The following is a 23,924-nucleotide window of genomic DNA, read 5'->3' as shown; positions in this document are numbered from 1 at the left end:
CTATGTGGATTTGTTTGCAATCCAGAAATGTATGGTGTCCAGGAAAGGACTGCCCTTTGGTGCTTCAGATCAAAATTAAGAGCCACGTGACTATCGATAAGGTTCGACCTCGCAGAGCTCGTTTGAATGTCAATCGCAGCCCGCCGGCTGAGCTTTTCAGAACAATCCATTAAATCACGTCGCGTGCAGGTAATGCCATTGGTACGATTCGAACGAGAGTGACGCGCGGCGATTTCAGCCGCGAAATTGAAAGCGCACTTTGTACGATACGGACAGACCTATTACTTTTATGGACTAACGTTTTAGCCAATGCTCCCGCGGGAAAATTGTGTCGGCCCAACTTGGCAGGATGCAGGTTGGTGCAATGGATTAGTTCGCTAGGTATGTTGCATTGACCCACATGCTCGGCAAGTTTGGCCCGCGAAGAAAGACGCAGGAAATGATTTACGACGTGGGGCTACATCTAGGTACGACGTGGCATAAGTGCGATTTCCAATGCCACACGCCACGCGACCGGGCGTGGAGCGGTTCACCCGATCTGCCTGGTGGCGAGGACGCGGCGGAGCTCGCACGACGGGCATGGGCCGAGGAATTTATACGGGCAGCTGAAGCGGCCCGGCTGCAGGCCGTGGCTATCTCTGATCATCACGATATTTGCCTGTCGGCGTATGCGTTGGAGGCAGCAGCACGACTGCAATCTAGTGTTCTTGTCTTCCCGGCTGTGGAGATCACATGCTCCGACAACGCCCAATGCATCGTCATCTTCGATCCAAGCGCAACCGTAGACACACAGAAACTTGCGCTCGGCGCCGCCGGCAACATTCTCATGGCGCCAGCTTCTGATGCGAAAACATGCGACATTCTGCCCGCGCGAGAAACCGTGTCCGGCTTTGTTGAGGCAGTCCAAAGCGAGCAACATTTACGCGATACCAGCGTGATCTTGCCTCATTTCAGTATGGAAGAGGATCATAAGACTCTTAATGAGCAGGGTCACCATCCCCGCTTCGCCAACCTCCCGATTGACGGCGTCTATATCGAGCGCGCCTACAGCTCCTTGGATGTAACAACCGTTGAGAAAATACGCGGCAAAATCCACGATTGGGGGAAGCGACGGCGCGCCATCCTAGCGACGGGCGACAACCGAACGGCCGACTGGAGTCGCCTGGGAGTTAACGATTGCTGGATCAAACTGGGCGAACACTCGATTGAAGCGCTCCGACAAGCATTGCTTGCTGACGAAGCCAGAATCGCTTTTGAACCGCCGACGTGCCCCACGGAATACCTGGTCGAACTTCGAGTGAAGAGCAGTCTCACCGGTCCTGCAGCCGTGACAATCGTCTTCAACGACGGCTTCAATGCCATCATCGGCGGGCGTGGCTCCGGTAAAAGCGCCTTCCTAGAATACCTGCGCTTCGGTTTGGGTCGTACTGACAAGGATTTCAATGCAAAGCTTGATCCCGAGCAAAGCCGCGAAGCCAAGCTCATCAGCGAAACCTTGGCGGGCGACGGTTACGTCGAGGTCGTCCTCGAGCGCGAAGGCGTCAGAGAGACGTGGCGGAGAGTCCTTTCGAATAGTGAGATCATAACGGTTACTGTGGGGGAGCGGACGCTTGAACTGACAACGAGCGCCGCGCGTGAGAGGTTCCGATCAAGAGCATTCAGGCAGAAAGGTCTCTCAAGCACGATGAATGATCCGGCTACTGCGTCGGATCAGATCACAAATATCGCCGCGGCCGAAGAGATAGACCAGCGGCGGAGCATCGACCGGGACATTGAAAACACGCAACGGAGCGTCGGCGCGGCCCTTATTAATCTGGTGGCGCTTTGGAAGTCCCGGGTCGACCTCAGACAGACGACCGAGAAGGTGGAGGATCTCAGGGCACGCATTGCTGCGCTGACTAAACGGCTTGAGGAGGAAGGCCTGTCGGCAGCGGCCTTACGGACGATTGAGGAAAGTCCGAAGTACGGACGTGCAGGCGAGTACATAGCAACAGTGGGCAGCCAGGCAGAGCACGCAAGTGCACAACTCGGCGAGCTTGAGGCAATCGCTGTGACCGCCGAAGCAGCAGCATACGAGGGTGCCGCCGACTTCGAAGAAGTTAGGGAATTGCAACAAGCCGTCGTTGAGGCGAAATCTATGCTGACGTCCTCGCTTTCGTCAGCGCGGGCAGCTCTCGAGCTACTTGCTACCAAACAAAATGATGCCAAAGGCCGCTTCGCTGCTAAGCGAGATGCTTTCATGCTGACGTACACCGCCGCGGTCGAGGAGCAGAGCAAACACAGCAATTTTGTCGATGAGGTCGCTCGCCTAAATACCGAACTCCAAACCGCGGAGGCGTCGCAGGCAAAGGCGAGGAGCGCTGGCCAGACCCATGTCCACGCCGAAAGGAACTACCGGGACGCGCTCGAGAGTTTAGACGGGTTAATCGAACGGCGGCGAGCGATCTTGAAGGCAGCAGCCGACAAGGTTGCGGGAAGATCAAGCAATATGTTGAAAGCCCGACTAAAGAAGGATCGCATGCCGGCGCAATATCGCGCTGCCCTGTACAAGCTCTTTGAGGGTTCAGGCACCCAATCAGTTGAGGAAAGCTGCACGGATTGGATTAGGGCTATCCTCGAGGCAGACGAAAGTAAAGGCTGGGCGAAACTGCGACAGCGGTTCTTGGACCTGTATGAGGCCAAAATCATGGCCGGGTCACCGCCCGAGGCAAGCGATGGATTGCTCTCCTCGCTGCAGGCAATCATTTTCAACGGCGCGCGGCAACTGACGGATCGTCAGCGTAAACGCATCTATCAAAGTCTGGCGGATCCCGTCGTTGCAGGAATAGTGGCCGCGGTGCCGAATGACGCCATCAACATGTCCTATGTTGATGAGGGTAGAGCGATAGATTTCAAAATGGCTTCGCCTGGTCAGCAGGCATCAGCTCTATTGGAGCTATTGCTCAAGCAGTCTGCGGGGACTCTGATTATCGATCAGCCGGAAGACGACCTTGACAACCGCGTGATCATGCGAATCGTTGAGCTGTTACGAACCTCGAAATCGACCCGTCAGCTCATATTCACCACGCACAATGCCAACATCGTCGTCAACGGGGATGCCGATAAGATCGTCGCACTAAAATCTCCTGAACCCTCGTCAATGCCCAACAACAACGCCCCTCGCGTGCAGCTCGATTGCGACGGGGCGATCGAGACGCCTGCGGTCAGCGCGACTATAACATCGATCATGGAGGGCGGACGGGAAGCTTTTGATCTTAGGAGCCGCAAATACCGATTTGATCTGTATTCGTGAAATGTCGAACTCGCCCGTTGCTACAAGCCTAGTTATCGGCAGTTCGCTCCAAGTTCCCTGAACGCGAGGCGCCACAAAGAAGTGCAACCTGACCATGTCCCTCCTGATCAGCAGGCGCCGCTTGCCTGTTGTGACTGCTCATTGCCTGCGAACCAGTAGTCGTGCTCGGCCTCATCGGTTTGCCCCGATGCAGATATAGGTATTGCGTTCCGTTGAACGGGGCAGTCATTTGATCGGAAACGAATGCGTCACGGCTCATGGTGCTGGGCCCTTGCGGTCACGCGAAGTCGGAGCTTTTGGCGCGACGAAGCAGATTCATCCTAGATCCGCCGGCGTCTCCAGGGTGCCGATGCACACGTCCTTGGTCTCGACTGATTTGTGACCGCGCTGAGCTCCCAGAATTCGGCAATACAATTCTCATTCGCGGTCGATTGGGAACTGCCAGCAGGGGCCACGACCGCGCGTTTCGGCAGGACCTGGGACCGAGCACAAATCCCGCAATCGATGAGGAAGGAAAAAATCGGACCAAGAAGCACTTAGTTATCGAAAGGGCCTGCCGATCGCGAAAAGTGGAAGCCCAACAGCTGTTCGATGCGGCTCGGCGGGCGACCGATGGACCCAATCCGCGACCACCAAATCCGCGACCGAAGTTCCCTGGTTGGGAGTGGAGCTTCCACGAAGGCGACCTGCTTCTGAACGCGCGGCGCGCTCGTCACGTCCGCCTGATGCGCCGGATGTCCCATTCGACCTCGATCGAACCGTCCCTCTCGTTCCTTTCGCCTTATCCCATTTCCTATGGATTCTTGGGAAATACCCTCGAAATCGGCGAGTAGGATAGCTTATAGTCGCCTCATACGCGTACAAGGGGGCTTCTCGGTGCAGGACAGTTCGGTGGAAAGAGCCAGATGGCTCCGCGATTTGATGCGCTTTTTGCCTCTGCGCAGCCAATTCGTGCTCTCCGGCAATACGCGGGACCTTCAGATCCACGAGGTCGGTCCGGGTGAGGTGACCGCAGCGCCGTTATCGAGGGTTCTGCCGGACATTTTAAAGGCAGCTGGTTATGGGCGGATCGCATGGTTCGATCTTCTGAACGGATTTCGGGACATTGAGCCGGCCGACGGAAGCTACCTCACTCAACTGGGTCTAGTGCCGACCGCTGGCACAGCAGCGGGCGGAATCGATCTGTTATCGACGACGCTCGAACGGCACGTCATGGCTGAAGGCCAGCCCTCCGCCCTTATCGTCGACTTTGCCTCAAGACTGATCGCTCGAAACGAGGCTTTATCACCTGCCGAGCACCAGCTTTTCGCCCGGGCGCTGATCCTGTCTCATGCGGCGCGGCCGCGTCCGGCGGGCGATAAGCGGCTGCCCTTCTTCAATACGGTCGTTTGGATTGTCGACAAGGAGGGTGACCTGCCCGATTGGTTCCTGATCGGAAACCCGAAGATCAGACACGTGCCCATCGGGCGACCGGATCATCTTTCGAGAAGGAGCATGATCCGCTCCCTTGTCCGAAGTCTGCCCGGCGCACAGAACGCGGACCAATCTGAGCTAGAAAAGTGTACTCAAGGATTCGTGGACGAGACTGAAGGCCTTCTGTTGCTCGACGTCAGCGCGGTCGCGCAACTCGCCCGCAGTGAAGGTGTGCAGGTCGATCGGATCGGGGATGCCGTGCGGCGTTTCAAGGTGGGCGTGACTGAGGATCCCTGGCGCAAGATCAGTCGAGACAAGATCATCTCGGGTGAAGAATTCGTCAGACGCCGCGTCAAGGGACAGTCCCACGCAGTCACGCATATGCTCGATATCGTCAAGCGCGCGGTGACGGGGATCGGACAATCGCCGCGCGGCGGCCGGCCAAGAGGTGTCGTGTTTCTTGCCGGGCCGACCGGTGTTGGCAAGACGGAACTCGCCAAGACCATCACCAGTCTGCTCTTCGGCGATGAATCTGCGTATATCCGCTTCGACATGTCGGAGTTCAGTGCCGAGCATTCGGACCAGCGGCTGATCGGGGCACCGCCCGGCTATATCGGGTATGACGTCGGAGGCGAGCTCACGAATGCGATCCGTGAAAAGCCGTTCAGCGTCGTCCTGTTCGATGAGATCGAGAAGGCGCATCCGAGGATTCTCGACAAATTCCTGCAGGTCCTTGACGACGGCGTCCTCACCTCGGGACGAGGGGATCGCGTCTATTTCTCCGAAGCGTTCATTGTTTTCACCTCGAACTTGGGCATCTACGTACCCGGGCCATCTGGTGAGAGAATTGCCAACGTCACACCCGAAGAGACCTTCGAAGCCGTGCGGAGAAAGGTCCGAAGCGAGATCGAAAAGCACTTCAAACAGGTCCTCAACCGGCCCGAGATATTGAACCGGATCGGAGAGAACGTCATCGTTTTCGACTTCATCCGGACCGAGGTCGCAAACGAGATTTTCGATCAGATGGTCGACAATCTGCTCAAGGACGTCAGCTCGCGGGGTTATGACGTGACGTTGACCGGAGCTGCCCGGGAGGTCCTTCGCGGCCTGTGCCTTTCTGATCTTTCAAACGGCGGCCGCGGCATCCGCAATCAGGTTGAATTTCACCTTATCAACCCACTGTCGCGCAGTCTCTTCGATCGCGGAGCGGAAGCCGGGCACAGATACAGGATTGAAGAGATTCGCCCTGGGCCATCGACCACGATCGATCTCGTGAGCGAGCAGTTCCCATGAAGATGGTCAATCTGTCGCGCATCCATTTTCCGGTCACAACGTTGGGGCCGGGACGAAGGATCGGGATCTGGCTTCAAGGCTGTTCGATCCGCTGTCCAGGATGCATCTCCATGGACACCTGGGCGCACGGACGAGGAACGACGACCGTAGAGGAAGTCGTCGAGGCAGTCTCGCCGTGGCTTTCGACCGCCGACGGGATCACGATTTCGGGTGGCGAGCCCTTCGATCAGCGCGAGGCTTTGTTCGATCTTTTGGCGCGGCTTAGAACTCGAACGAAGGCGGACATCCTGGTCTTTACCGGCTACCCGTTGACTGCGATCTCTGAAGCGCTAGCCACATCGCCATCTCTGATCGACGCGGTCGTTTCCGGACCGTTCGATATCGATGAAAAGCAAACCCTCGCGCTTCGTGGCAGCGACAATCAGGAGCTGCACCTCATCACGGCCCTGGGCCGTGCTCGGTTCGCGAGTTTCGACCGGCCGATCGACGATAAAGACCGCACCTTCGACGTCATGTTCGACGATAATGGCGACGTCTGGCTTGCGGGCATTCCGGCTCGCGGCGACTTCCGCCGCCTGCGAAATATGCTCGAAAGCGGCGGATCGACGCTGAGAATTTCGGAAGATACACGTTTCTCCTCTATTTAGAATTTTGCTGATGATCAGACTTTGTCCGAACTGCAATACCGAACGCCCTGTCAGCGAGATCTTTTGTGAAGGCACGTTGAACGGCCAAACCTGCGGCTGGGACCTGTCGGCGATCGATATAACGCCGGCTGGATCGGCGAGACCAAGGCCAAATCCAGCTGTAATTCCTCTTCCCAGTACCCCGACCTGCCGACACGGTCATCAAGGCTCTCCTGGCGACCTGATCTGCAGCCTATGCGGCGAGCCGATCATCGAAGGGGGCGAGGCGCCCTCACCGACCGAGCCCACTCCGACACCACAGCCCGCGCCGGCCCCCGGCCACGAAACGATCGTGGACGGTTGGCATCTGCAGGATCGAATCGCCTCGTCCAGCGCAGTTCGCGAGCGCTTCGTCGCCACGCGCGCCTCAGACGGACAGCGAGGAATACTCACGCTTTACGCCATAGGCTCGGAACCGGACCAAGCGATCTACGATTTGCTTTTAAAGCTTCCTCGAGATCACGTCCCGGAATTCTTCGCAACCGGTCGCTGGCAAGACCGCGCCTACGAGGTCGCGGAGGAATTCAAGGGGGGCACTCTGGCGGATTTTGCCGTCGATCCAGGTGATCCGGCGTCTCTTGCAACATTGGTCGGCGAGCTCGCCAAGGCCGTTCACGCTCTCACCGAAGCCGGATTGCGACATAGGGATCTGCGGCCGTCCGTGGTCTTCGTGCGGTCAAAAGAGCCACTTGACCTCGTCGTCGGGGGCTTCGGCTCGGCACGGCTCTCCGAATTCGACCTCGATATCGTGTCTCCGCTTGAAACCACTCGCTATATGGCGCCCGAGGCGATCGCCGGCGGCGTCGCGCCGGCTTCCGACTGGTGGAGCATGGGGATGATCTTGTTGGAGAAGATCACCCAAGGCGCCTGCTTCGCAGGCATCAACGAGCAGGCCTTTCTGATCCACATTCTCACCAACGGCGTACACCTCCCCGAAAGTCTGGATGAGCGGATCAACACGTTGCTGCGTGGCCTGTTGGCGCGTGACAGGCGTCAGCGTTGGCAGTGGAAGGAAGTTCAGGCGTGGCTGCGCGGACAAAGCGTATCAGCGCCAGCGCCCGATACCGCGGCCGACACAGAGGGCGGAAGCTCGATTTCGCTGGGCGGCAAAGAATATCGATCTGCAAACATGTTCGCATTGGCAGCGGCGGAAGCTGCGAACTGGGACCAAGCCAAGGCGCTTGTCCTCAGAGGCGCCGTTGCAAGCTGGACTTCGGAGGCCGGCTTCGAAGCGGCTGTTGCGGCAGGTCTTCGGCAAATTCTCCGGACTGAGGACCTTCAGGAGGATTTGAAGCTTTCCATCTCCCTTAAAACCCTCAATCCGTCGATGCCTCTGATCGTCAGAGGCAATATTGTCACACCCGGTTGGCTGCTCGACCACCCGAGCGACGGTTACAGTCTGATCACAGGTCCTGCACCCGACCTGCTGCGGAAGATTGATCCGGACGATTGGCTCTGGCGCCTGAAGGTCCGCTCGGACACGGTTCGTAAACGACTGGATCAACTCGAAATCGCGGTCGATGAGGATGCTCTGCGCGTTCACCTGCTGTCGACCTCTATGGCGCGCCTGGCCGCACTCTGGGAAGAACGGCGAAAATTTTTCCCCGATACCGACCATGCCGGCGTAGCAGCGCTCTCTGAGCGCCGCATTTCGGCGGAAGAAGACCTCGTCATCCTGCTCAGCGCGACCTCGAACCAGTTCCGCTCGGTCGCCGAGGTCATCGAAGAAGCAGAAAAGGAAGCGTCGACGGCCGGGCTCGGCAACTTTTCAACAGAGGAGGCGGCAACGCTCCTCGGCCGCCCACGTCGCGAGATCTACCAGGCGATCGACGAGCGCATTCAAAACTTCGCCAGATGCGGCATCAAGGAGGTCGACGAGTGGGCGGACCAGTTTCGCCTGGACAGACGGATGCCCTTAGGGCGCGCGCTCGCCCTGCTTTGTGTGCCCGCCGAGACGTGGAGAGCGCTTCCGAAGCAAGGCTATGTGTCGACGATCTTGGACTTCTTCGCCAAGCGGATTTCAGGTGGCGTGTTGCGCGGACCGCTGACGCGCATGCTGATTGGCAAATCGGCCAGGATCGACCTCAGCGAGCTCGATACATCCAGAGTGCCGGCAGCTGAGATTCTCGACCAACTGCTTGGTCGTACGAACCGGACCGTGAACGTCGATCCGGCGGCTTTCGCCGATGACGACGGGCTTGAGCGAAGGTTGCGCTCCTTGCACTCCCATGCATTGCTCTACAGGCGCGATACCGGCATCGATGGCCTGTTCATGGGATTTCCGTTCCTGATCATGCGCGATCATCGGCCGAACGCGAGACCCCGGATTGCGCCCGTCCTGCTTTGGCCGGTGCGCGTCAATCCAGAGGTCGGAAACCGCGGTCATGTCTCTTTAGGTTATGGGCGCGAGAGAAATCCCGATACCGAGATCGAGCATGTTCTCGTCAATCCCGCCCTCGAAGGAATGGTCGGCATTCCCGAGGCGAGACGTTGGCAGGAAGCGGCCAATGAGCTCCTGACCCATGCAAGCTTGTCCGTCCAGGCAGTGATGGACGCCTTCAGCCGATTGGCCAAGCCTATCGGCAACGAATTGATTGCGCTTCCCGGAAAGGATGTCGAAGTCGGCGCGCAAGAGCGGCAGTTGGTGCCAGCAGCCGTGCTGTTCCATCTGGCCTTCATGGGCCAGGCGGTGATGAAGGATCTCGAGACCCTCCGGGGCTTGCCGCCGACGGCCACGGCACTCGAGGCCGCCCTGCGGCTGAACGAACAGCAGGCGGCGGCTTCGGCATCCCCTCCGGTAAAAGAGGCCGACCGGTATTTTACTGCAGATAGTGATCCCTCGCAGGAAGCGGCCGTCCTCGAAGCACGTCAGGCTCCGGGACTAGTGATAGAAGGCCCTCCCGGAACCGGCAAGAGCCAGACCATCGTCAACATGGTGGCGGACGCCATCGGCACGGGAAAATCGCTCCTCGTGATCTGCCAGAAACAAGCCGCTCTCGAGGTGGTCCGCAAGCGCCTGGATAAGGAACGCCTGACGGATCGCTTCGTCATGATCATCGATGCCCATCGCGACCGTGAGCCGATCGTCGGCGCAATCCGTTCGCAGGTCCAGGCTTTGCACAACCTGTCTCTCGGAGGGTCTCCAGCCTGGAAGCGAGAGCGCGATCGCCTCGCGGCTCGCATCGAGACGCTCGAGACGGAGCTGGATCGTCGTCAGGTTGCACTTCATTCGCAGGATGATCGAACTGGATTGTCCTATCGAGCGCTGCTCGGCGAACTGCTCGAGATCGAAGAAGGCAGCCCGAAACCCATTGACGCTCCTGAAATCCGCCCGTTGCTGGCAGATCTACATCCCGCGGACGTGGCGAGGATCGAGGAGAATTGCGGCCCGCTCGCGAAATTCTGGCTTCCGTCGAAATTTGAAGACAATCCTCTGTCCGCCCTCAAGCCGTTCAATCCCGATCGAGGAACCGCGGCCGCGCTGGCCTTGCACCTGCAGGCATTTTTGCAAGCCGACGCGCGGCGGGAGCAGACCGACGATGAAACGGCGGATTGTCTAAAAATATCGGATGCGGCGGAATTTCGGTCTTGGCTCGCCGAAGCGGCTGAGCTCCGCTCGATCAGCAATTCGGTCTGCGCAAATCTCGCTCGATTGCGGCCGCTGTTTCGGAACGTTGAGGATGGGACATCGGAAGCTGCGCGCATTCTCGAGGGCCTATCAGCGATGAAAGAAATTTTCTCATCGCTCGACGGCCCATCCTACAAACCGAACTTTTGCTCCAAGCTTATCGCCTTCAATGAGGAAGAGCTCTGCTCTGCCGGGGAACTCGCGGGCCAAGTTCGCTTGCCGGCAAGCGCCCTCCAATGGCTCAACCCGCTCCATTGGCTGCGAACGCGCCGTGTACGCCAGCTCCTTGCGTCATTGGAGCTCCCGCAAGATAACGACGCCATCAGCTCGTTGTATTATGCGGTCGAGCTCGAATTGGCCATACGCCAGCCAAGGCACGAACTCGAGCAATATTTCACGGTCCTGTTCGGCCGTGCGCCCAATCTGGATTTGTCGCCCGGTAAGCTTGCCGATTTCGCCGAGCGCCTCGGCTCATTCCTGAATGGTCTGGCAGTGCACAATTTGCTGATCGACCGGTGCCCGGACCGGCTTGAGCTCGAGAGAGCGCTCTCGGCCGGAACGAGCGAAGAGCTCGGCACGTTCTTTGAGGGGGCTGAACTCGCGCTCAGAAGGCATGACACGCGAGAGGAAAGCCGCGCCGCATTGGACCGGCTCAGGACCTATTTCGACGAACTGTGGCTCGGATCGAGACGCTCGGCGATTGAGAATGGTCGCTCTAATGCGGGCGCCATCGACCAGATCGTGCAAGCTCTGCCGATGCTGAGCAGCTACCAGGAATATCGACTTCGCTCTTCGCGCCTGGACGACAAGGAGCGCGCCATCTTCGCAACACTCAGGTCGAGGGAGTCCGAGCTTTTGGATTTGGCTTTCGAAGACCTCGACAGCTGCATTCGCGCCACTATAGGCCGGGAGGCCCGTTTGGCGTGGAAGGCCGATATGGAGGGTGCAAATCCTGACGTCTTGTTCGACGCCGACCAGTTAGGTGCGAAGGTAAAATCGCTCGCGGAATCCGACGCGCAAATCCGGCAGTACAACCGGGATCTTCTCGTCCAAGGTATCGATGCAGCAAAAGTTCGTCCGACCAGCGAGTGGGACGCGATCACCAGGCTGCGTGGCCCAAGAGCGCTAAGATTGCGCGAATTCATCGATCGCGGTGCTCCGCTCGGCCTTTTCGCGCTCCGTCCGGTCTGGCTCATGACGCCAGATGTCGCGAGCCGCGTGCTGCAACCTCGCGCCGGACTCTTCGATACCGTCATCTTCGACGAGGCTTCGCAGATGCCCGTTGAGTATGCGCTGCCCTCCCTGTTCCGCAGCAGGCTCGTCGTCGTCAGCGGCGACGAAAAGCAGATGCCGCCGACCTCGTTCTTCGCCAGCAAGGTCGAGAACGACGAAGCGGCAATATTCGACGGTGAAGAACCTGAAGAAGGAGCCAGCGAGGAGGAACGCGAAGCCTTCGCGGAGACGTGGAATCGCAGAGAGATCAAGGATTGTCCCGACCTCCTCCAACTCGCCCGCTCCGTACTTCGGACCCGTACTCTGCAAGTGCACTATCGTTCGAAATATCGAGAGCTGATATCATTCTCGAACGCATCGTTCTACGCCAACAGCCTTAGCGTCCCCGTTCGCCATCCCGTAGAGACAATCCGCAGGCTCAAGCCGATCGAAGTCGTGCGCTCGGACGGCACTTACAAGGCCCAGACGAACCAAAAGGAAGCCAGCGATGTCGTACAATACTTATCGGAGCTTTGGGAGGATTCATCGCCGCCGTCGGTCGGTGTCGTCACATTCAACCGCAAGCAGGCCGACGCCATAGAAGATGCTTTGGAAGATCGCGCCGAAAACGATGCAGCGTTCCGAGAGGCATTGATGCGCGAGCGCGAACGTATCGAGCATGGCGAGGACATGGGCTTTTTCGTCAAGAACGTGGAGAACGTGCAAGGCGATGAACGTGACATCATCGTTTTTTCTACGACATTCGGCCGCAACGAACACAGCGTTTTCCGCAAGAGCTTCGGCGCGCTAGGCCACGCCGGCGGCGAGCGCCGCCTGAATGTCGCGGTAACACGTGCGAGAGAAAAGGTGGTCATCGTCACATCCATGCCGATATCAGAGATATCGGACCTGTTGACGAGGCGAAGTGGTCCCAGGGTGCCGCGCGACTATCTGCAAGGCTACCTCGAATATGCCAGGACGGTATCCGATGGTCTTGCAGACTCCGGAAAGACGCTCCTGGACCGGATGGTAACCGAACCACGCCCCCACCACGAAGCTGGACGTCATGAGGACGACGGCTTCACCAGGTCTGTCGAAGCCTTTCTGGAAGCGAATGGCTATAAGCCCAGTCGGGCCCGCGATGGCGGCGCATTCAGCCTTGATTTTGCCGTGACCGATCCCCGGACCGGCCTCTACGCCATAGGCGTGGAATGCGATGCGCCGCGACATCATTTGCTTCAAAGAGCTCGTGCTCGCGAGATCTGGCGTCCTAATGTGTTGGGAAGAGCCGTTCCTTATGTCCATAGAGTTTCCTCGTATGCTTGGACTCATGCTGGAGAAGCCGAACGCCTTCGGCTCAAGAACGCTGTCGAGCACGCGCTCCGTGGGGGAGGATTGCAATGAGCGGACCCAAAGCCTTCAGGATCGTTACCCGAGCCGAGATCATCGCCATCTGCCATCGCAACCTGGCGCGGCTTGACGCCGCGATCGAAAGCTGGACCTCCGCCGGCAAACGCAACGGGACCATTGAGCAGAAGGACGTCGACAAAGTCATAGTCCGGCGAGATGACCTTCGTCGCCTGCTCGAGGCCGATCGTTTCATCGAACTCCAGAAACAGGTTGCCGCCGAGATCGCCTTCCTTCAGGGGGATTCCGAGCGCCGGGTTGAAAGAGCTGCCGAAATGGCGGCCCGTTCGAACCGCGAATTCAGGCGCTCGAAAGCGGCAGCCGAGGCGCTGCTGCAGAGACTGCAAGCTCTGAAAGTCGAAATTCCCGCCGACATTCGAAGCGAGCTCAGTGGCTCGACCGGATCTACCGAGCGCTTGGAAACGGCCATGGCAAAAGCGCTGCTGCTGCTTCCTTTTCAGGCGGCACAGGATAGCGCGACAGACCGCCAACGCGAGCTTGCTACTCGCTTGGGCGCGGGCGAGCGCCCTGACACCCTGCGGGACTGGATTGCCGGGCAAGCTCAGGAGGTGGAGGATCCCGCCTTGGGACGCGTCGATGCTCTTCTCGGCGAGTTGCGTGGGCTTGGCATCGATCCCTCCACATTCTCGGACCGTGTCGCGCACTTGGAAGCAGAGCCTCCGGCTCGAAGATCGCTTATCGCAGATAGCCTTCTGTTGGACTTGGCCGCGGCCGTGAAGGATGGCCGCGCCAACGCCCGACTAGCGGACGAACTTCGGGCGCGACGCGCCGAGCTTTCCGTGATGAAGTCAGCGGAGGCTACCTCGCTGCTGACCGAAATCGAGGAAGCCCTCGCCTCCCCATCGCCCAGCAATGGGCAAGACCTCGTCAAACGCACCGACCTTCTCATCGAGGAAGAATTCAAGGCGATGGCCGCGGCGGAGCGCAGGCGCGCGGTGCTCGAAGGTCTTGCCAGCCTGGGATACGAGGTGTCCGAGGGAATGGCGACGGCCTGGGTCCAGAACGGCCAGATTGTCCTGCGTAACGCGGCCAATCCTGGCTATGGAGTAGAGCTCTTGGGCGCATCGAGATCTGATCTCCTCCAGGTGCGGGTCGTCGGTATCGGCAGCATGGCCGAAGCCCGCGACTCGAACCGTGATCGTGACATGGAAACGATCTGGTGCGGTGAGTTCGACCGCCTGAGAGCGTTGGTCGCTAAAGCAGGTGGGCACTTTGCAATGGAATTCGCAAGGCCGGCCGGCCAATTTCCGCTCAAGATCGTATCAGCTCCGGATGTAAGCCACGGAGCGGAAATTGTTGAAAGTTCATATCGAGCACGATCAATCAACCCGCCCAATTAGCAATTCGCAAGAACCCAACTACGAATCTAACAGAGATTACCTCGCCGATGTCCGTGAAGATCACACAGCCAAAAGTATTTCTTTCGTCAGTCGAGAGCTGTTGCAGCAACTCAGACTGTCTATTTGCCCCGCGCACAAATTTCTGAGCGATGGTTTCGATTACGTCCTATCGATATCGGGGCATAGTGAGATCGAGTACGCTGCGACGAAGAGTTGATTTCAGGACCGAAGGACCAGCATCCGTCCGGAATAAAATGGCAGGATCGCTTCGCTAAAGCCACGATCAATGACTTGCCAAACTGGGCCTTCAGCGCGCGAATATTTCCGGACCATGAGCTCGTTCGTCGTCCGTGAAGAATACCGATCGGTCTGAGAAATAAGCAGAATTGGTCTTGATATAATATTCGATTTTGCAGGAAAGCGAGGTGTCGGACCTCGCTTTCTTGCGTTTTGGGATTTTGCTTTTTGGCGATTCGTGATTCCCTGACGTGGTCGTCGACATTGGGGGTGCGATGAGCAAACCGCGGGATGATCGCCAGAAAGACCTGTTGCTTCCGGCCCTTGATCAAATCATCGACATGGGCCACCCGCTGGTACGGTTGGCGGCGCTGATCGACTGGACGTTTCTGGATGAGCGCTTTAGTTCGGTATGCCAAACAGGGTCGGGGCAGCCCGGCTTGCCGACGCGGCTTGTCGCCGGCCTGTTCATTTTGAAGCACATGCACAACCTGTCGGATGAGGTGCTGTGCGCCCGCTGGATCGAGAATCCCTACTACCAATACTTCTGCGGCGAATTGAGCTTTTGCCACCGTCTGCCGTTCGATCGATCGTCGATGACCCGTTGGCGCCAGCGGCTCGGCGAGGAACAGCTCGTCGCGCTGATCCAGGAAAGTCTGTCGGTGGCACACAAGACTGGCGCGATCGGCCCCAAGGACCTGGAGCGGGTGGTGGTCGATACCACGGTGCAGCCCAAGGCCGTTGCCCATCCGACCGATGCGCGTCTGATGCATCGGGCAATCGTCAAGCTCGTCGGGCTCGCCAAGCGCAACCGTGTGCCGCTGCGCCAGAGCTACCTGCGCCTGGCCAAGCGCGCCGCCATCATGGTTGGCCGCTATAGCCACGCCCACCAGTTCAAACGCGCCCGGCGCCAGCTCAAGTTCCTGCGGACGCGGCTTGGCCGGATCATCCGCGACATCCGCCGCAAGATTGATGGCGATACGGTGCTGGAGGCTCGCTTCGGCCCGCTGCTCGGTTTAGCGCAACAGGTGCGCAGCCAGGATCAGCATCAGCGCGGTCCCAAGGTCTATGCGTTACATGCGCCGGAGGTCGAGTGCATCGGCAAGGGGAAAGCCCGCGCGCCCTACGAATTTGGCTGCAAAGTCAGTATCGCCACCCCCGTGACGTCTCCGAAGGGCGGCCAGTTCGTGCTGCATGCCAAGGCCCTACATGGCAATCCCTTTGATGGGCATACGCTCGGCCCTGTGATCGCCGACCTGGAGAAGCTCACCGGCGTGGAGGCTCGTCGCATCCACGTCGACAAGGGGTATCGTGGTCACAACTACCCGCATCGGTTCAGGGTCTGGATCTCGGGCCAGGTCCGCCGCGTCACGGCTTCAATCCGACGCGAGATGAAGCGTCGTGCGGCTGTCGAGCCCGTCATCGGCCACGTCAAGGCCGAGCACCGCATGGAGCGCAACTATCTCAAAGGCCGCGTCGGCGACCGCATCAACGCCGTCCTCGCCAGCGCCGGCTACAACTTCGGCCTGCTCCTGCGATGGCTCGCAGAGCTTTTGCGTGTCATCATCCGAGCCTTCATCGAGATCGTCCCGGCGTCCTCGGCTCAAGCAATGTTTTGAGCCGCATCAGTTCTTCACAAACGACTCGTTCGGTTTTGAGCTTGACAGCGCCTCCGGCAGTCCGATCACACGGTGAGCCTCAACCGTTGCGGATCTCTGCTGGCACCTCATTGGCGCTTACCTCGTGGCAGTTGCCGTAGGTGCAGTCTGATCGAAGCGAGCATTCCAGCCACGACCCATCAGCTTGCCTTAGCCACTTGAGCGGCGGCTTATTACAACGCGCAACTCGGTCAGCCAGAGCATTCGTTGCCGGATCATCCGACAGAGAGTCCAATACAACTTCCGCGCTGGCTTTTCTTGCTTTGACCGCGCGCTTTTTCGTTTTCTTGCCCATTATAATCCTCCGAGTGAAGGTCTACATCTATAGAGTCTATTGGCCCAGGGCGCTCTTGAAGCCAGTCGTAATGCCGCTGGTCAGCTGAGAAGCAATATGTGTACTTTCGCCGATTGGGATTAGGAAATTTCCGCTCTGCGTTTTATCCAGCGGCGCGAACGTCACCACCAGGTCATGCTTGCGATTGCGCAAAGCCGACAGCAAGTTGCCGCTTTGGTTGAAAGTCGCTCTCACGAGCTTCCATGCAGGAGTAATGCTTCCGCTAGTATCAATTTCGAAAGTTACTTGATGGGAAAGAACATTTTGCTTAGCGACGCTCGCGATTTGCCCTGTCGCGACACCGTTGACCATCGCGTCGAGCCATTCTGCCAATTTCAGGTCGCTCTGAATTAGTAATGAGTCGGTTGGAGCCGTGGTGTCACGCTCACATCTTCCGTTTGGTCCCAGATAGAGTTCGCTCACTTTGTAATAGAAGTTTACTTTATCCACACGGGTCGCATCTGCTGATCCATTAAATGCGCCGCTCAAACTGAAGATCGACGAAGTTGGTGAGGGAGGGAACCAAGCAGCTGTCGGATTAGCCGTCGACTTCTCTTCAAGCTGAATAGTGAGGGCGACCTGAGCGCCCCACTTGCGCAAGAAAAGAGCATCAGACGAACCGGCTCTTGCGTTGAGAACCCGGGTGACGGCATCCTCAAGTTCGCAATGAACGCTTCGAACGATGGCCTGCACCAAAGCATTATTGGAGGCGTATGACCCACCGTTAGGAAAATCCCGGATCTCTGGAACGCGTAACCCGCATCCGGCAAGCACACAACCACCGATAAGTGCGATCAAATTGACTCCCGGCCTCAACATACCAAATCCCCGGGCTTAAAATTCACAGTGTGCAGGTTTCTAAAGGGGCCGAGCGAGCCACTCCGGTCAACCTGACAAAAGCTAGTTGTTATCGAATGCCTTTCCGCCTAAGCGCGCAACTAGCAAAAGTTGAGTTATGGTTTTTTGAACCGGTTGTTGCGCCTCCGCCACAGCATTGCACGTTGCGGGCAAAGCGCGCGCTGAAATATCGACGCAGTTCGGATCGGATCATCTGTCGCGGATTCGTTGGGGCGCAAGGCGCCTTGGCACCAGAAACGCCATCACGGATGCTGGGCGGCGCCGCCGGCACATCGTAGTCAACCATCTAAGATGGTCGTCGACGGGATCGTAGATGAAGCTCTCGTAGTGATAGAGCGCACGGGGGGCGCTGCGTTAGCGCTCAAATTCTTCAGCCGAACGCGATTATTGACGGATTTCACCGGCGCTATCGAGCGAACATCTGACCTGATTGGAAATCTCTCGCCGATCGGCCACTTCACGGCCGATACACAAACGCCACCGCGAGCCCCCCCATAATCGCCTGGTCAGAAAAGAGACCGAGGGTGAAAGGATCCTCGAATCGCTCTTCGTACGAATTTCAAGGGACTAGCGTCGTCAGCGGTCGAGGTTTGATGCTTTAAGCAGCGCGCCACACTTCGCAAGATCTTCGCTACGCCATAGGAAACCATAAGCTTTGAATTGCTTGACGGCAGTCTGCCATTTCGCTCGACGAAACGCTCATGCGTTAAGTCCCATCCTGTAACGCAGGACAAAACCACTGGATCAACGTGAAGAACTGCGGCTGAGCCTCTCACCCGTTTGAACACTCCGGCCTGCATTTCGTCCGGGCCCTCACCCTAGAGAGTTCTAGCGCGTTATCCGAATATCGCCTGCGCAAAGTCATTGTGCGAGAGCAGCGCTCCCAAACCGAAGCAGCACCGTGCCGTCTATCCAGATAAGGATGACGGTGACCTAAACCGAAGTGCCGATCCCCAACCTAGCCAGTCAGGCCGCAGAGAGTGCCCAGATTGAAGAGGAGGTCGATTACGCCACATAGCAAAACAGCGCTGTTAGAAAGCCCCTCCTGGGAGCCTCACGGCTTCATAGCCGAAACGTCGGCTCCCATTGTTGCCCACGCGTAAAAAGCCCTATCGAACGGCCGCGCCTTCAGTCCTGCCTCGTCGCTCGTTATCGATGAGTGCCGTAACGGTTGCCAGTTCTCGAATTGACATAAGTCCCGCCACGGTGTGATGAGCCGGATCCACCCAAATAGCTGCCGCCATGACTGGTAGTGTGATGTCCACCGCCATAGCTGACGCGTCCTCCATGTCCTCCGCGTGCGTTTGCTTGTCCTATCACGCCGAGCAGCAACAGACCGGCCGCTATTGCAATCAACTTCATATTTCGTCCGCCCCTTTCGAATGTGGAAGCGTATCCAAGCGCGGCCGATGCGGGATAACAACCTTTGATATCGCGCAAATATGCAGCTTTACGCCGGTAACAGCGGGGGCAGAGCCGTTTTCCGGCGCAAGTAAGGCGCGCGCCATCGTGCGGGCAACTTCTCGGCCTCCAAATGGAGCAGGTGCACCTCGTTTGAACGCCCAATCCGATCGAGCAGAAATACCGCAGATGAAGGACCTACTACGCTGATTATCATCATGGCTGCGATGGTAACGTAGCTATGCTAGTTGCTCGGGGCCAACATTGTCGTCGCAGGAATTTTCTACCCATTCGACTGCTGCAGCCGATCGGGATCTAATCTTCGTCGTGATCGAGCGTCATCGCGAGCTGTCGGCGCACTACGACGCGGCCTTGTCCGTATCGGCGAAGCTCGATGGGGGAGCCGGGTTTGATGCCGCCGACGAAATCAGCAGTCAAAGGAACGATGCTCTCGCGGAGCATGCGAATGTGCTCATCCGTTCAGCGCCAACTACAATCGCGGGCGTTATTGCTCTGACCCGTTACGTCGGCAGCCTACGAGAGTGGGAGCTTCCCGATGATGATGCGTGGTATGGGGTTTTCTTAGAAATGGTGGCAGACGCGATCGATGGAATCGCCAGGGCGCAGCGTCTTGGGCGAGACGGCGGTTAACATGACGCTCGCTTTCATCTTCCGCGGCATACTTTTCTGGGGAGCCATGGCTGCGCTACTCTATTTCCTATGGAAGGTGCCCTTCTGAAGCCCGACGATGAGGGGCTCGCCCGAGCAAGTGTCGAGGCAATGAGGAGCGGCGGCTTTTCAACCACGGTAATCGCCCGCTCCTAAAACATGACTGCGATATTAGTTTCGGTTGCCCTGCCCGAAACTGATCTGTCCTGAGATCGTCGACCACTAACGCCTTGCGAGCGGCGCGGCAGGCGCGGCTCGATGGACTTCTGCAGGGGGGCATCGCTTGGGCTAGATCTCGATCGACCCGCCGCTGCTTGCCGGCGCGACTGGACAAGCGTCGGCCCTGGGTCGGGGGCCACCATCGCCGGTACGAAGCTAGGTTGATGTTCGGCATCCTTCGGCTCCGGCCGAATCGACCGTCGCCATCGCAGCAGCAATGAGCGCGAAAACGGCATATCGCCGTGCCGTCGCCGCAACCTGGCGCGGCGCCTGCAAGCTCTCCAAGACGATCTTGAGCTTCTCATCCTCGGACCAGCGCCGCCGCCGGCCCGTGTCCTTCACCTCAGCCGTTCGACTTCGGCACTGCGCCTATCACTTTCAACAACACGCCTCATTCGGCAAGGCGGCCTCCACCGGCTTTCAACCTCAAATTTCTCACAATACGAGGATTGGGAAGCCACCTAATTTCGTGGTCTCGCGGCGCACACGCTACCGTCTGATGACGGACCTAGAACTCCCGTAGCAAGAAAATTATATGGACTTTCTCCGCGCCGAATAGGCTTGGCGTGGAAGAAGACCAGCCCGGTAAGGTCGAGAGACGCCTTCTCCTTGCGTTCACCCAATAGTTGCGCGATTATTCCGCGCCATCTGAATGGGAGACTCTATGCGGCGTGTTGATTTTGGTTTCGGCCGCAGTTTCGAGCCTTTCGAGTCATGCTTTTGTCTGGGGCGTTAACGGGCACGATTCAAGAGTCGTGTCTGAGATCAGTCAATCATTGCTGATAGGCGTTTAGGCCGTCCGCGTCCTATGAACCATTGAGAAGAAGAGAGAGACCATGTTCAATTGCAAAAGATCCAATACAGATCCGCTTTTAAATCTGATGCTCACGAAGCACCATTTGCACGTCTTGCAGTGGCCACGCGAAGGCATCTTGCCGGGCGAGTTGATCATTGAAAAGGAAGGCGGCCAGACCGTGCGGGCGCCACTATCGGCGGTTTTTAGAGATCAACTCCACGACCACGTGCGGGAGCGAGACACGCTGTCTGACATAGAGGAAAGGTTTTCGAACAAATTTGACGCCAAGCTGGGGATCAAACTGCTTGACCACGTTGCCACGATGTTCGGTGGAACATCAGGCCGCTTACAGAGCGCCTACGATTCTGCTGCGATGGTAACGGTCCGGATCGGCATGGCGGAATGGCTCGATTGCAACCCCTCGAAACTCTCCGACTTCATTGCAGAGGCCGCCTTGCATCAGAAGCAGGGAGTCTACAGCGAGGGCGACCGTCTCTACGTGATAACCGGCGTTGCCGTTGCAAAGGCGATCGAGGTGATTGCGTACGACAAGACCGGCGCGGAGATGACAGCTGCAGCAGATGCGGCCGCTGCAGGAACTATCGAGGCAAACTTGTCGGCCAAACGCACCGGAAAAGCTGGCGTCACGTACTCGGGACAAAAGCCCATCGTCTTCGCAATCGAGCTGTTTGAATTGGAGCTCAAGGGTGGACGTTGGGGGCTCAAGGGTGTCGACCGCTATGTGGCCGCCAGGGGCGAAGGTGATGAGGAACAAGACCGCTTGCCCCCCTCAGAGGCCGCGTTTATCGGCGATGCTGAGGACGGGCCAGCGTTCATCAATGTTACGGACGCGCCACTGACTTGAGGGACAGCGTTTCCCGTGTGAGACGATGATTGTCGACGAAGAAGTCGACGGTTAGGGCAGCCGCGACTCCTTCGTCCATCTTGCACTCCACCGTTACAGCGCCAAGGTCCCCCTTCTGAGGGCTCGCCTTTTGAAACCGTACGCTTTCAGAATCGACCGATGGCCCGCTTACGATGATCGTGAAGTCTTCCGCCTTCGCCTTCTTCATCCACCGGGGCGTAATTAGCCGTGTCCGCTGGCCATCCAACATAAACGGCAATTCATTACTTAGCCGCGCGTGCACGCGAATCCAGCCATCACGAAGCCGTTCGGCGTCGAGATGCGTGACATAATCGACGCGTCGATCATGCAAGGCTTTTGGCAAGTCTTCTCGCACGCGGGCGAGTAGGTCATGGGGCTCAACCACGTCCTTGTATCGGTCTGGGTAAACGAGCTGACACAGGGTGATTGCAGCCTTGACAGCCTCGCTCGAATCATCAGATACGAGCAAGCTGATTAGTTTCGCGGCGAAGTGTTTGGCCTCTGCAGGAGTCAAATCCTGTTTCTGAAGCTCTTGCATAGCAGCAATCCGGTCTGTTCCGTTCTGGGCACCGAGGCGAGTAGAGAACGCGACTGCTTGGTCGGATGTTAGCGACCAAACCTCTTTTTTTCCTTTCGACGCATCCTCGGCCGGGGAAATAGGCTCCCGCTGCTGTCTAACGGCATCCTGACGGCTTTGTTCTTGCTTAGCTAGGGGCAATTCTTGGCTTTTGGAGGACCCTGCGGGGGTATGACGCGCGCCGGCCGGGCCGTGGGAATTGTCGCCAGGAGCTGAACCCGCGCTTTCGCGCTTGAGCTCATCCCCTTGAAATTCCTTGCGAAATTTCGATCCCTGAAGATCGTTTGTAGCTTTCCTTGGCCGCGGCCGGATTGAGGGCTTGGCGTTGTTGGGCAAAATCTCGGTGATGCGAAGTACGGTGATTTCGTCACGGTAGCCGCGCTTGCGGCGCGAGTTCTTTCGACGGCGCTTCGTGAAAGCGATGACTTTCGGGCCCCGTTTGTGGTCCAGCACTTCGGCAGCAACTGAGGCCCCGGCCACTGTCGGCGTACCTAGCGTCGGAATGTCTCCACCGAGCACCAGCACTTCGGGCAGTTGCACGATCGTGCCAACATCGCCGGGGAGCTTGCTGACCTCGAGCACGTCATCCGGGACGACACGATATTGGTGACCGCCAGTTTTGATGACTGCAAACATCGATCTATTCCTCTATCCCGGTCTTGAATCTTGGGTCCGTGCCGGACTGTAGCGCGATCCTTGGTGGATGACTTTCGCGTGAGCGCCTCACAAGAAGTTGCGAGCCAAGCGCGGTCTCGTTGGTCTGAAGGTTGGACACGTGCAATCCTTTCTCGGTGGATTACGTTACTCGCTCTTCATCCAATACTTGCTTCGGCTTGGGAGGCCAGATGCCCCCCAAGACACGCTTTTTCAAATCAAGTTCGGCCCTCTTCGTTGCCGAAAGCGGAGGCGCCCTCAGCTGGAATTGAGCTTCGCCGTATAGCCCATAGAACAGTGCGGACGGGTTTCGATGCTCTGCCAGCGTAATTCGTCGAGCCTTCAGGAGAGCTTCGGCGGCATACGCACCGTCGCTTGCCATCAGATAAAAGAGATGAGCGAAGTCCGTCATGAACCCATCGCCAAGCGCAGCCTCCGCCGCGATCACCAGTGCCGCACCATTGGCCCAGAGCTTAGCCGCATAGCCGTCCGTGCTGGCCCAATTGGTGGTGCCGGCGCCGCAAGCATTGAGCAGAACGACGGGCTCTGACATGAGCACGGCTTCGTGGAACGCCGGGAACGGAAGCTGAAACTTTTCGGTTACCCGCATATGCGAGGTATGAACTTCATCCCCACCTTCGATGTGGCAATCGAACTGAACAAGCTCTTTGGGCGCTTCCTTGTCGTAAAAGAACCCGTGGAACAACCTCTTGTCTGTGGGTTTTTTTAGCGGGTCCAGCGGAATTTTCGTAATGGAATCGCCGAGTCCGTCAATTGCGAGCTGGGTATCGCGCCGATGAACACTTGCCAGGCCATCGTCTTCAACGAAACCGGCCCTGCGAACCTCGGCATCAAGCTTGAACGGCCGGTATTTCCGGGGCACCTCGCGCAGTATGACGTGATTCCAACCGAGAAAATCCTCGTACGTCGCGTTGTCGGGATCCCCCGACAAACACAGAGCTTCCCACGGTATGCAAGCGCCTTCGCCGCTGACACGGATGGTCGCTCCTACATGCGCTGACAGCATCCGTACGAACTCTTTGCGGTCCCCAGCGTCGGTAATTACCTGATCAAACAGCGCCGCTCCGTTCTTGAGAACCTGGGCCATATATTTGTCGCGATTTGCGAGGGACTCAGAACTGTACTCGACGCTGGAACGGCGGCATTGTTTCGGCAGCTGACGTACCTTGCCGGCAATCCGTTCCAGTGTTTTTGGGGACGAGTCGGAAGTAAAGGGAACGGATGCATGACGGGCGATGCTCAGCACAAATTTGCAGGTGTTGAGAAATTGCGCGTTCGTAATCTGCACTTCTTCCGTCGGGGTAGAGCCCAAGCCATTCATC

General features: G+C 58.0%; 12 protein-coding genes and 1 pseudogene. 8 read left to right on the top strand and 5 right to left on the bottom strand.

Annotation, left to right across the window (positions count from 1 at the left end; all coding sequences use genetic code 11):
* The first annotated feature begins 439 nt into the window (after positions 1–439).
* The 6 genes from GPL20_RS12215 to GPL20_RS12190 all read left to right on the top strand — a co-directional run bounded on the left by GPL20_RS12215 (position 440) and on the right by GPL20_RS12190 (position 16,148).
* On the top strand, positions 440–3,292 hold the full coding sequence (locus tag GPL20_RS12215; protein ID WP_347340029.1) for a TrlF family AAA-like ATPase: 2,853 nt from the start codon (positions 440–442) through the stop codon (positions 3,290–3,292).
* An 876-nt stretch (positions 3,293–4,168) separates the two neighbouring features.
* Positions 4,169–5,998: an AAA family ATPase gene (locus GPL20_RS12210; RefSeq protein WP_254124931.1), complete on the top strand. Its 1,830-nt coding sequence runs from the start codon at positions 4,169–4,171 to the stop codon at positions 5,996–5,998.
* Positions 5,995–6,645, top strand: coding sequence for a 4Fe-4S single cluster domain-containing protein (locus GPL20_RS12205; RefSeq protein WP_157329702.1), 651 nt, complete (start codon positions 5,995–5,997; stop codon positions 6,643–6,645). Before GPL20_RS12210 ends, GPL20_RS12205 begins: the two co-directional genes overlap by 4 nt.
* A gap of 331 nt (positions 6,646–6,976) precedes the next feature.
* Positions 6,977–12,928: an AAA domain-containing protein gene (locus GPL20_RS12200; RefSeq protein WP_254124929.1), complete on the top strand. Its 5,952-nt coding sequence runs from the start codon at positions 6,977–6,979 to the stop codon at positions 12,926–12,928.
* The gene (locus GPL20_RS12195; RefSeq protein WP_157329701.1) at positions 12,925–14,292 is read left to right on the top strand and encodes a hypothetical protein; all 1,368 of its coding nucleotides are present in this window, start codon (positions 12,925–12,927) and stop codon (positions 14,290–14,292) included. The genes GPL20_RS12200 and GPL20_RS12195 overlap by 4 nt, the downstream gene beginning before the upstream one ends.
* A 512-nt stretch (positions 14,293–14,804) precedes the next feature.
* The gene (locus GPL20_RS12190; RefSeq protein WP_157329734.1) at positions 14,805–16,148 is read left to right on the top strand and encodes an IS5 family transposase; all 1,344 of its coding nucleotides are present in this window, start codon (positions 14,805–14,807) and stop codon (positions 16,146–16,148) included.
* A gap of 79 nt (positions 16,149–16,227) precedes the next feature.
* Here the strand turns inward: GPL20_RS12190 and GPL20_RS12185 are convergent, their stop codons facing one another.
* Together GPL20_RS12185 and GPL20_RS12180 are read right to left on the bottom strand one after the other, a co-directional pair.
* Positions 16,228–16,482 (bottom strand): hypothetical protein, encoded by a 255-nt coding sequence (locus GPL20_RS12185; protein WP_146006711.1) that lies wholly within the window; start codon positions 16,480–16,482, stop codon positions 16,228–16,230.
* Between the two features lie 36 nt (positions 16,483–16,518).
* The gene (locus GPL20_RS12180) at positions 16,519–17,319 is read right to left on the bottom strand and encodes a hypothetical protein (RefSeq protein WP_245452515.1); all 801 of its coding nucleotides are present in this window, start codon (positions 17,317–17,319) and stop codon (positions 16,519–16,521) included.
* Positions 17,320–19,044: 1,725 nt separating this feature from the next.
* Between GPL20_RS12180 and GPL20_RS12175 the strand changes: the two genes are divergently transcribed.
* Positions 19,045–19,431, top strand: coding sequence for a hypothetical protein (locus tag GPL20_RS12175; RefSeq protein ID WP_100236347.1), 387 nt, complete (start codon positions 19,045–19,047; stop codon positions 19,429–19,431).
* 393 nt (positions 19,432–19,824) lie between these two features.
* Here GPL20_RS12175 and GPL20_RS39510 read toward each other — a convergent pair whose 3' ends face one another.
* Positions 19,825–20,010: a hypothetical protein gene (locus tag GPL20_RS39510; protein WP_246250397.1), complete on the bottom strand. Its 186-nt coding sequence runs from the start codon at positions 20,008–20,010 to the stop codon at positions 19,825–19,827.
* Positions 20,011–20,504: 494 nt separating this feature from the next.
* On the opposite strand from GPL20_RS39510, the gene GPL20_RS12165 reads away from it, so the two are divergent.
* Positions 20,505–21,329 (top strand): gasdermin, encoded by an 825-nt coding sequence (locus GPL20_RS12165; RefSeq protein ID WP_157329700.1) that lies wholly within the window; start codon positions 20,505–20,507, stop codon positions 21,327–21,329.
* Positions 21,330–22,218: 889 nt separating this feature from the next.
* Here GPL20_RS12165 and rplU read toward each other — a convergent pair.
* Together rplU and GPL20_RS12155 are read right to left on the bottom strand one after the other, a co-directional pair.
* A pseudogene (gene rplU, locus GPL20_RS12160) lies at positions 22,219–22,563 on the bottom strand (50S ribosomal protein L21); the annotation flags it as partial.
* Positions 22,564–22,723: 160 nt separating this feature from the next.
* On the bottom strand, positions 22,724–23,923 hold the full coding sequence (locus tag GPL20_RS12155) for a hypothetical protein (RefSeq protein ID WP_100233413.1): 1,200 nt from the start codon (positions 23,921–23,923) through the stop codon (positions 22,724–22,726).
* Between the last annotated feature and the right edge of the window lies 1 nt (position 23,924).

The organism is Bradyrhizobium cajani (assembly GCF_009759665.1).
GTDB classification, from domain to species: Bacteria; Pseudomonadota; Alphaproteobacteria; order Rhizobiales; family Xanthobacteraceae; genus Bradyrhizobium; species Bradyrhizobium cajani.
Note: the sequence above shows the minus strand (reverse complement) of the source record. Positions and strands in the feature narration are given on the sequence as shown.

What these genes read in the sequence shown, in the direction of transcription:
- GPL20_RS12215 (WP_347340029.1), top strand. Translation starts at nt 440, where the DNA reads ATGATTTACGACGTGGGGCTACATCTAGGTACGACGTGGCATAAGTGC.
- GPL20_RS12205 (WP_157329702.1), top strand. Translation starts at nt 5,995, where the DNA reads ATGAAGATGGTCAATCTGTCGCGCATCCATTTTCCGGTCACAACGTTG.
- GPL20_RS12195 (WP_157329701.1), top strand. Translation starts at nt 12,925, where the DNA reads ATGAGCGGACCCAAAGCCTTCAGGATCGTTACCCGAGCCGAGATCATC.
- GPL20_RS12190 (WP_157329734.1), top strand. Translation starts at nt 14,805, where the DNA reads ATGAGCAAACCGCGGGATGATCGCCAGAAAGACCTGTTGCTTCCGGCC.
- GPL20_RS12185 (WP_146006711.1), bottom strand. Translation starts at nt 16,482, where the DNA reads ATGGGCAAGAAAACGAAAAAGCGCGCGGTCAAAGCAAGAAAAGCCAGC.
- GPL20_RS12165 (WP_157329700.1), top strand. Translation starts at nt 20,505, where the DNA reads ATGTTCAATTGCAAAAGATCCAATACAGATCCGCTTTTAAATCTGATG.
- GPL20_RS12155 (WP_100233413.1), bottom strand. Translation starts at nt 23,923, where the DNA reads ATGAATGGCTTGGGCTCTACCCCGACGGAAGAAGTGCAGATTACGAAC.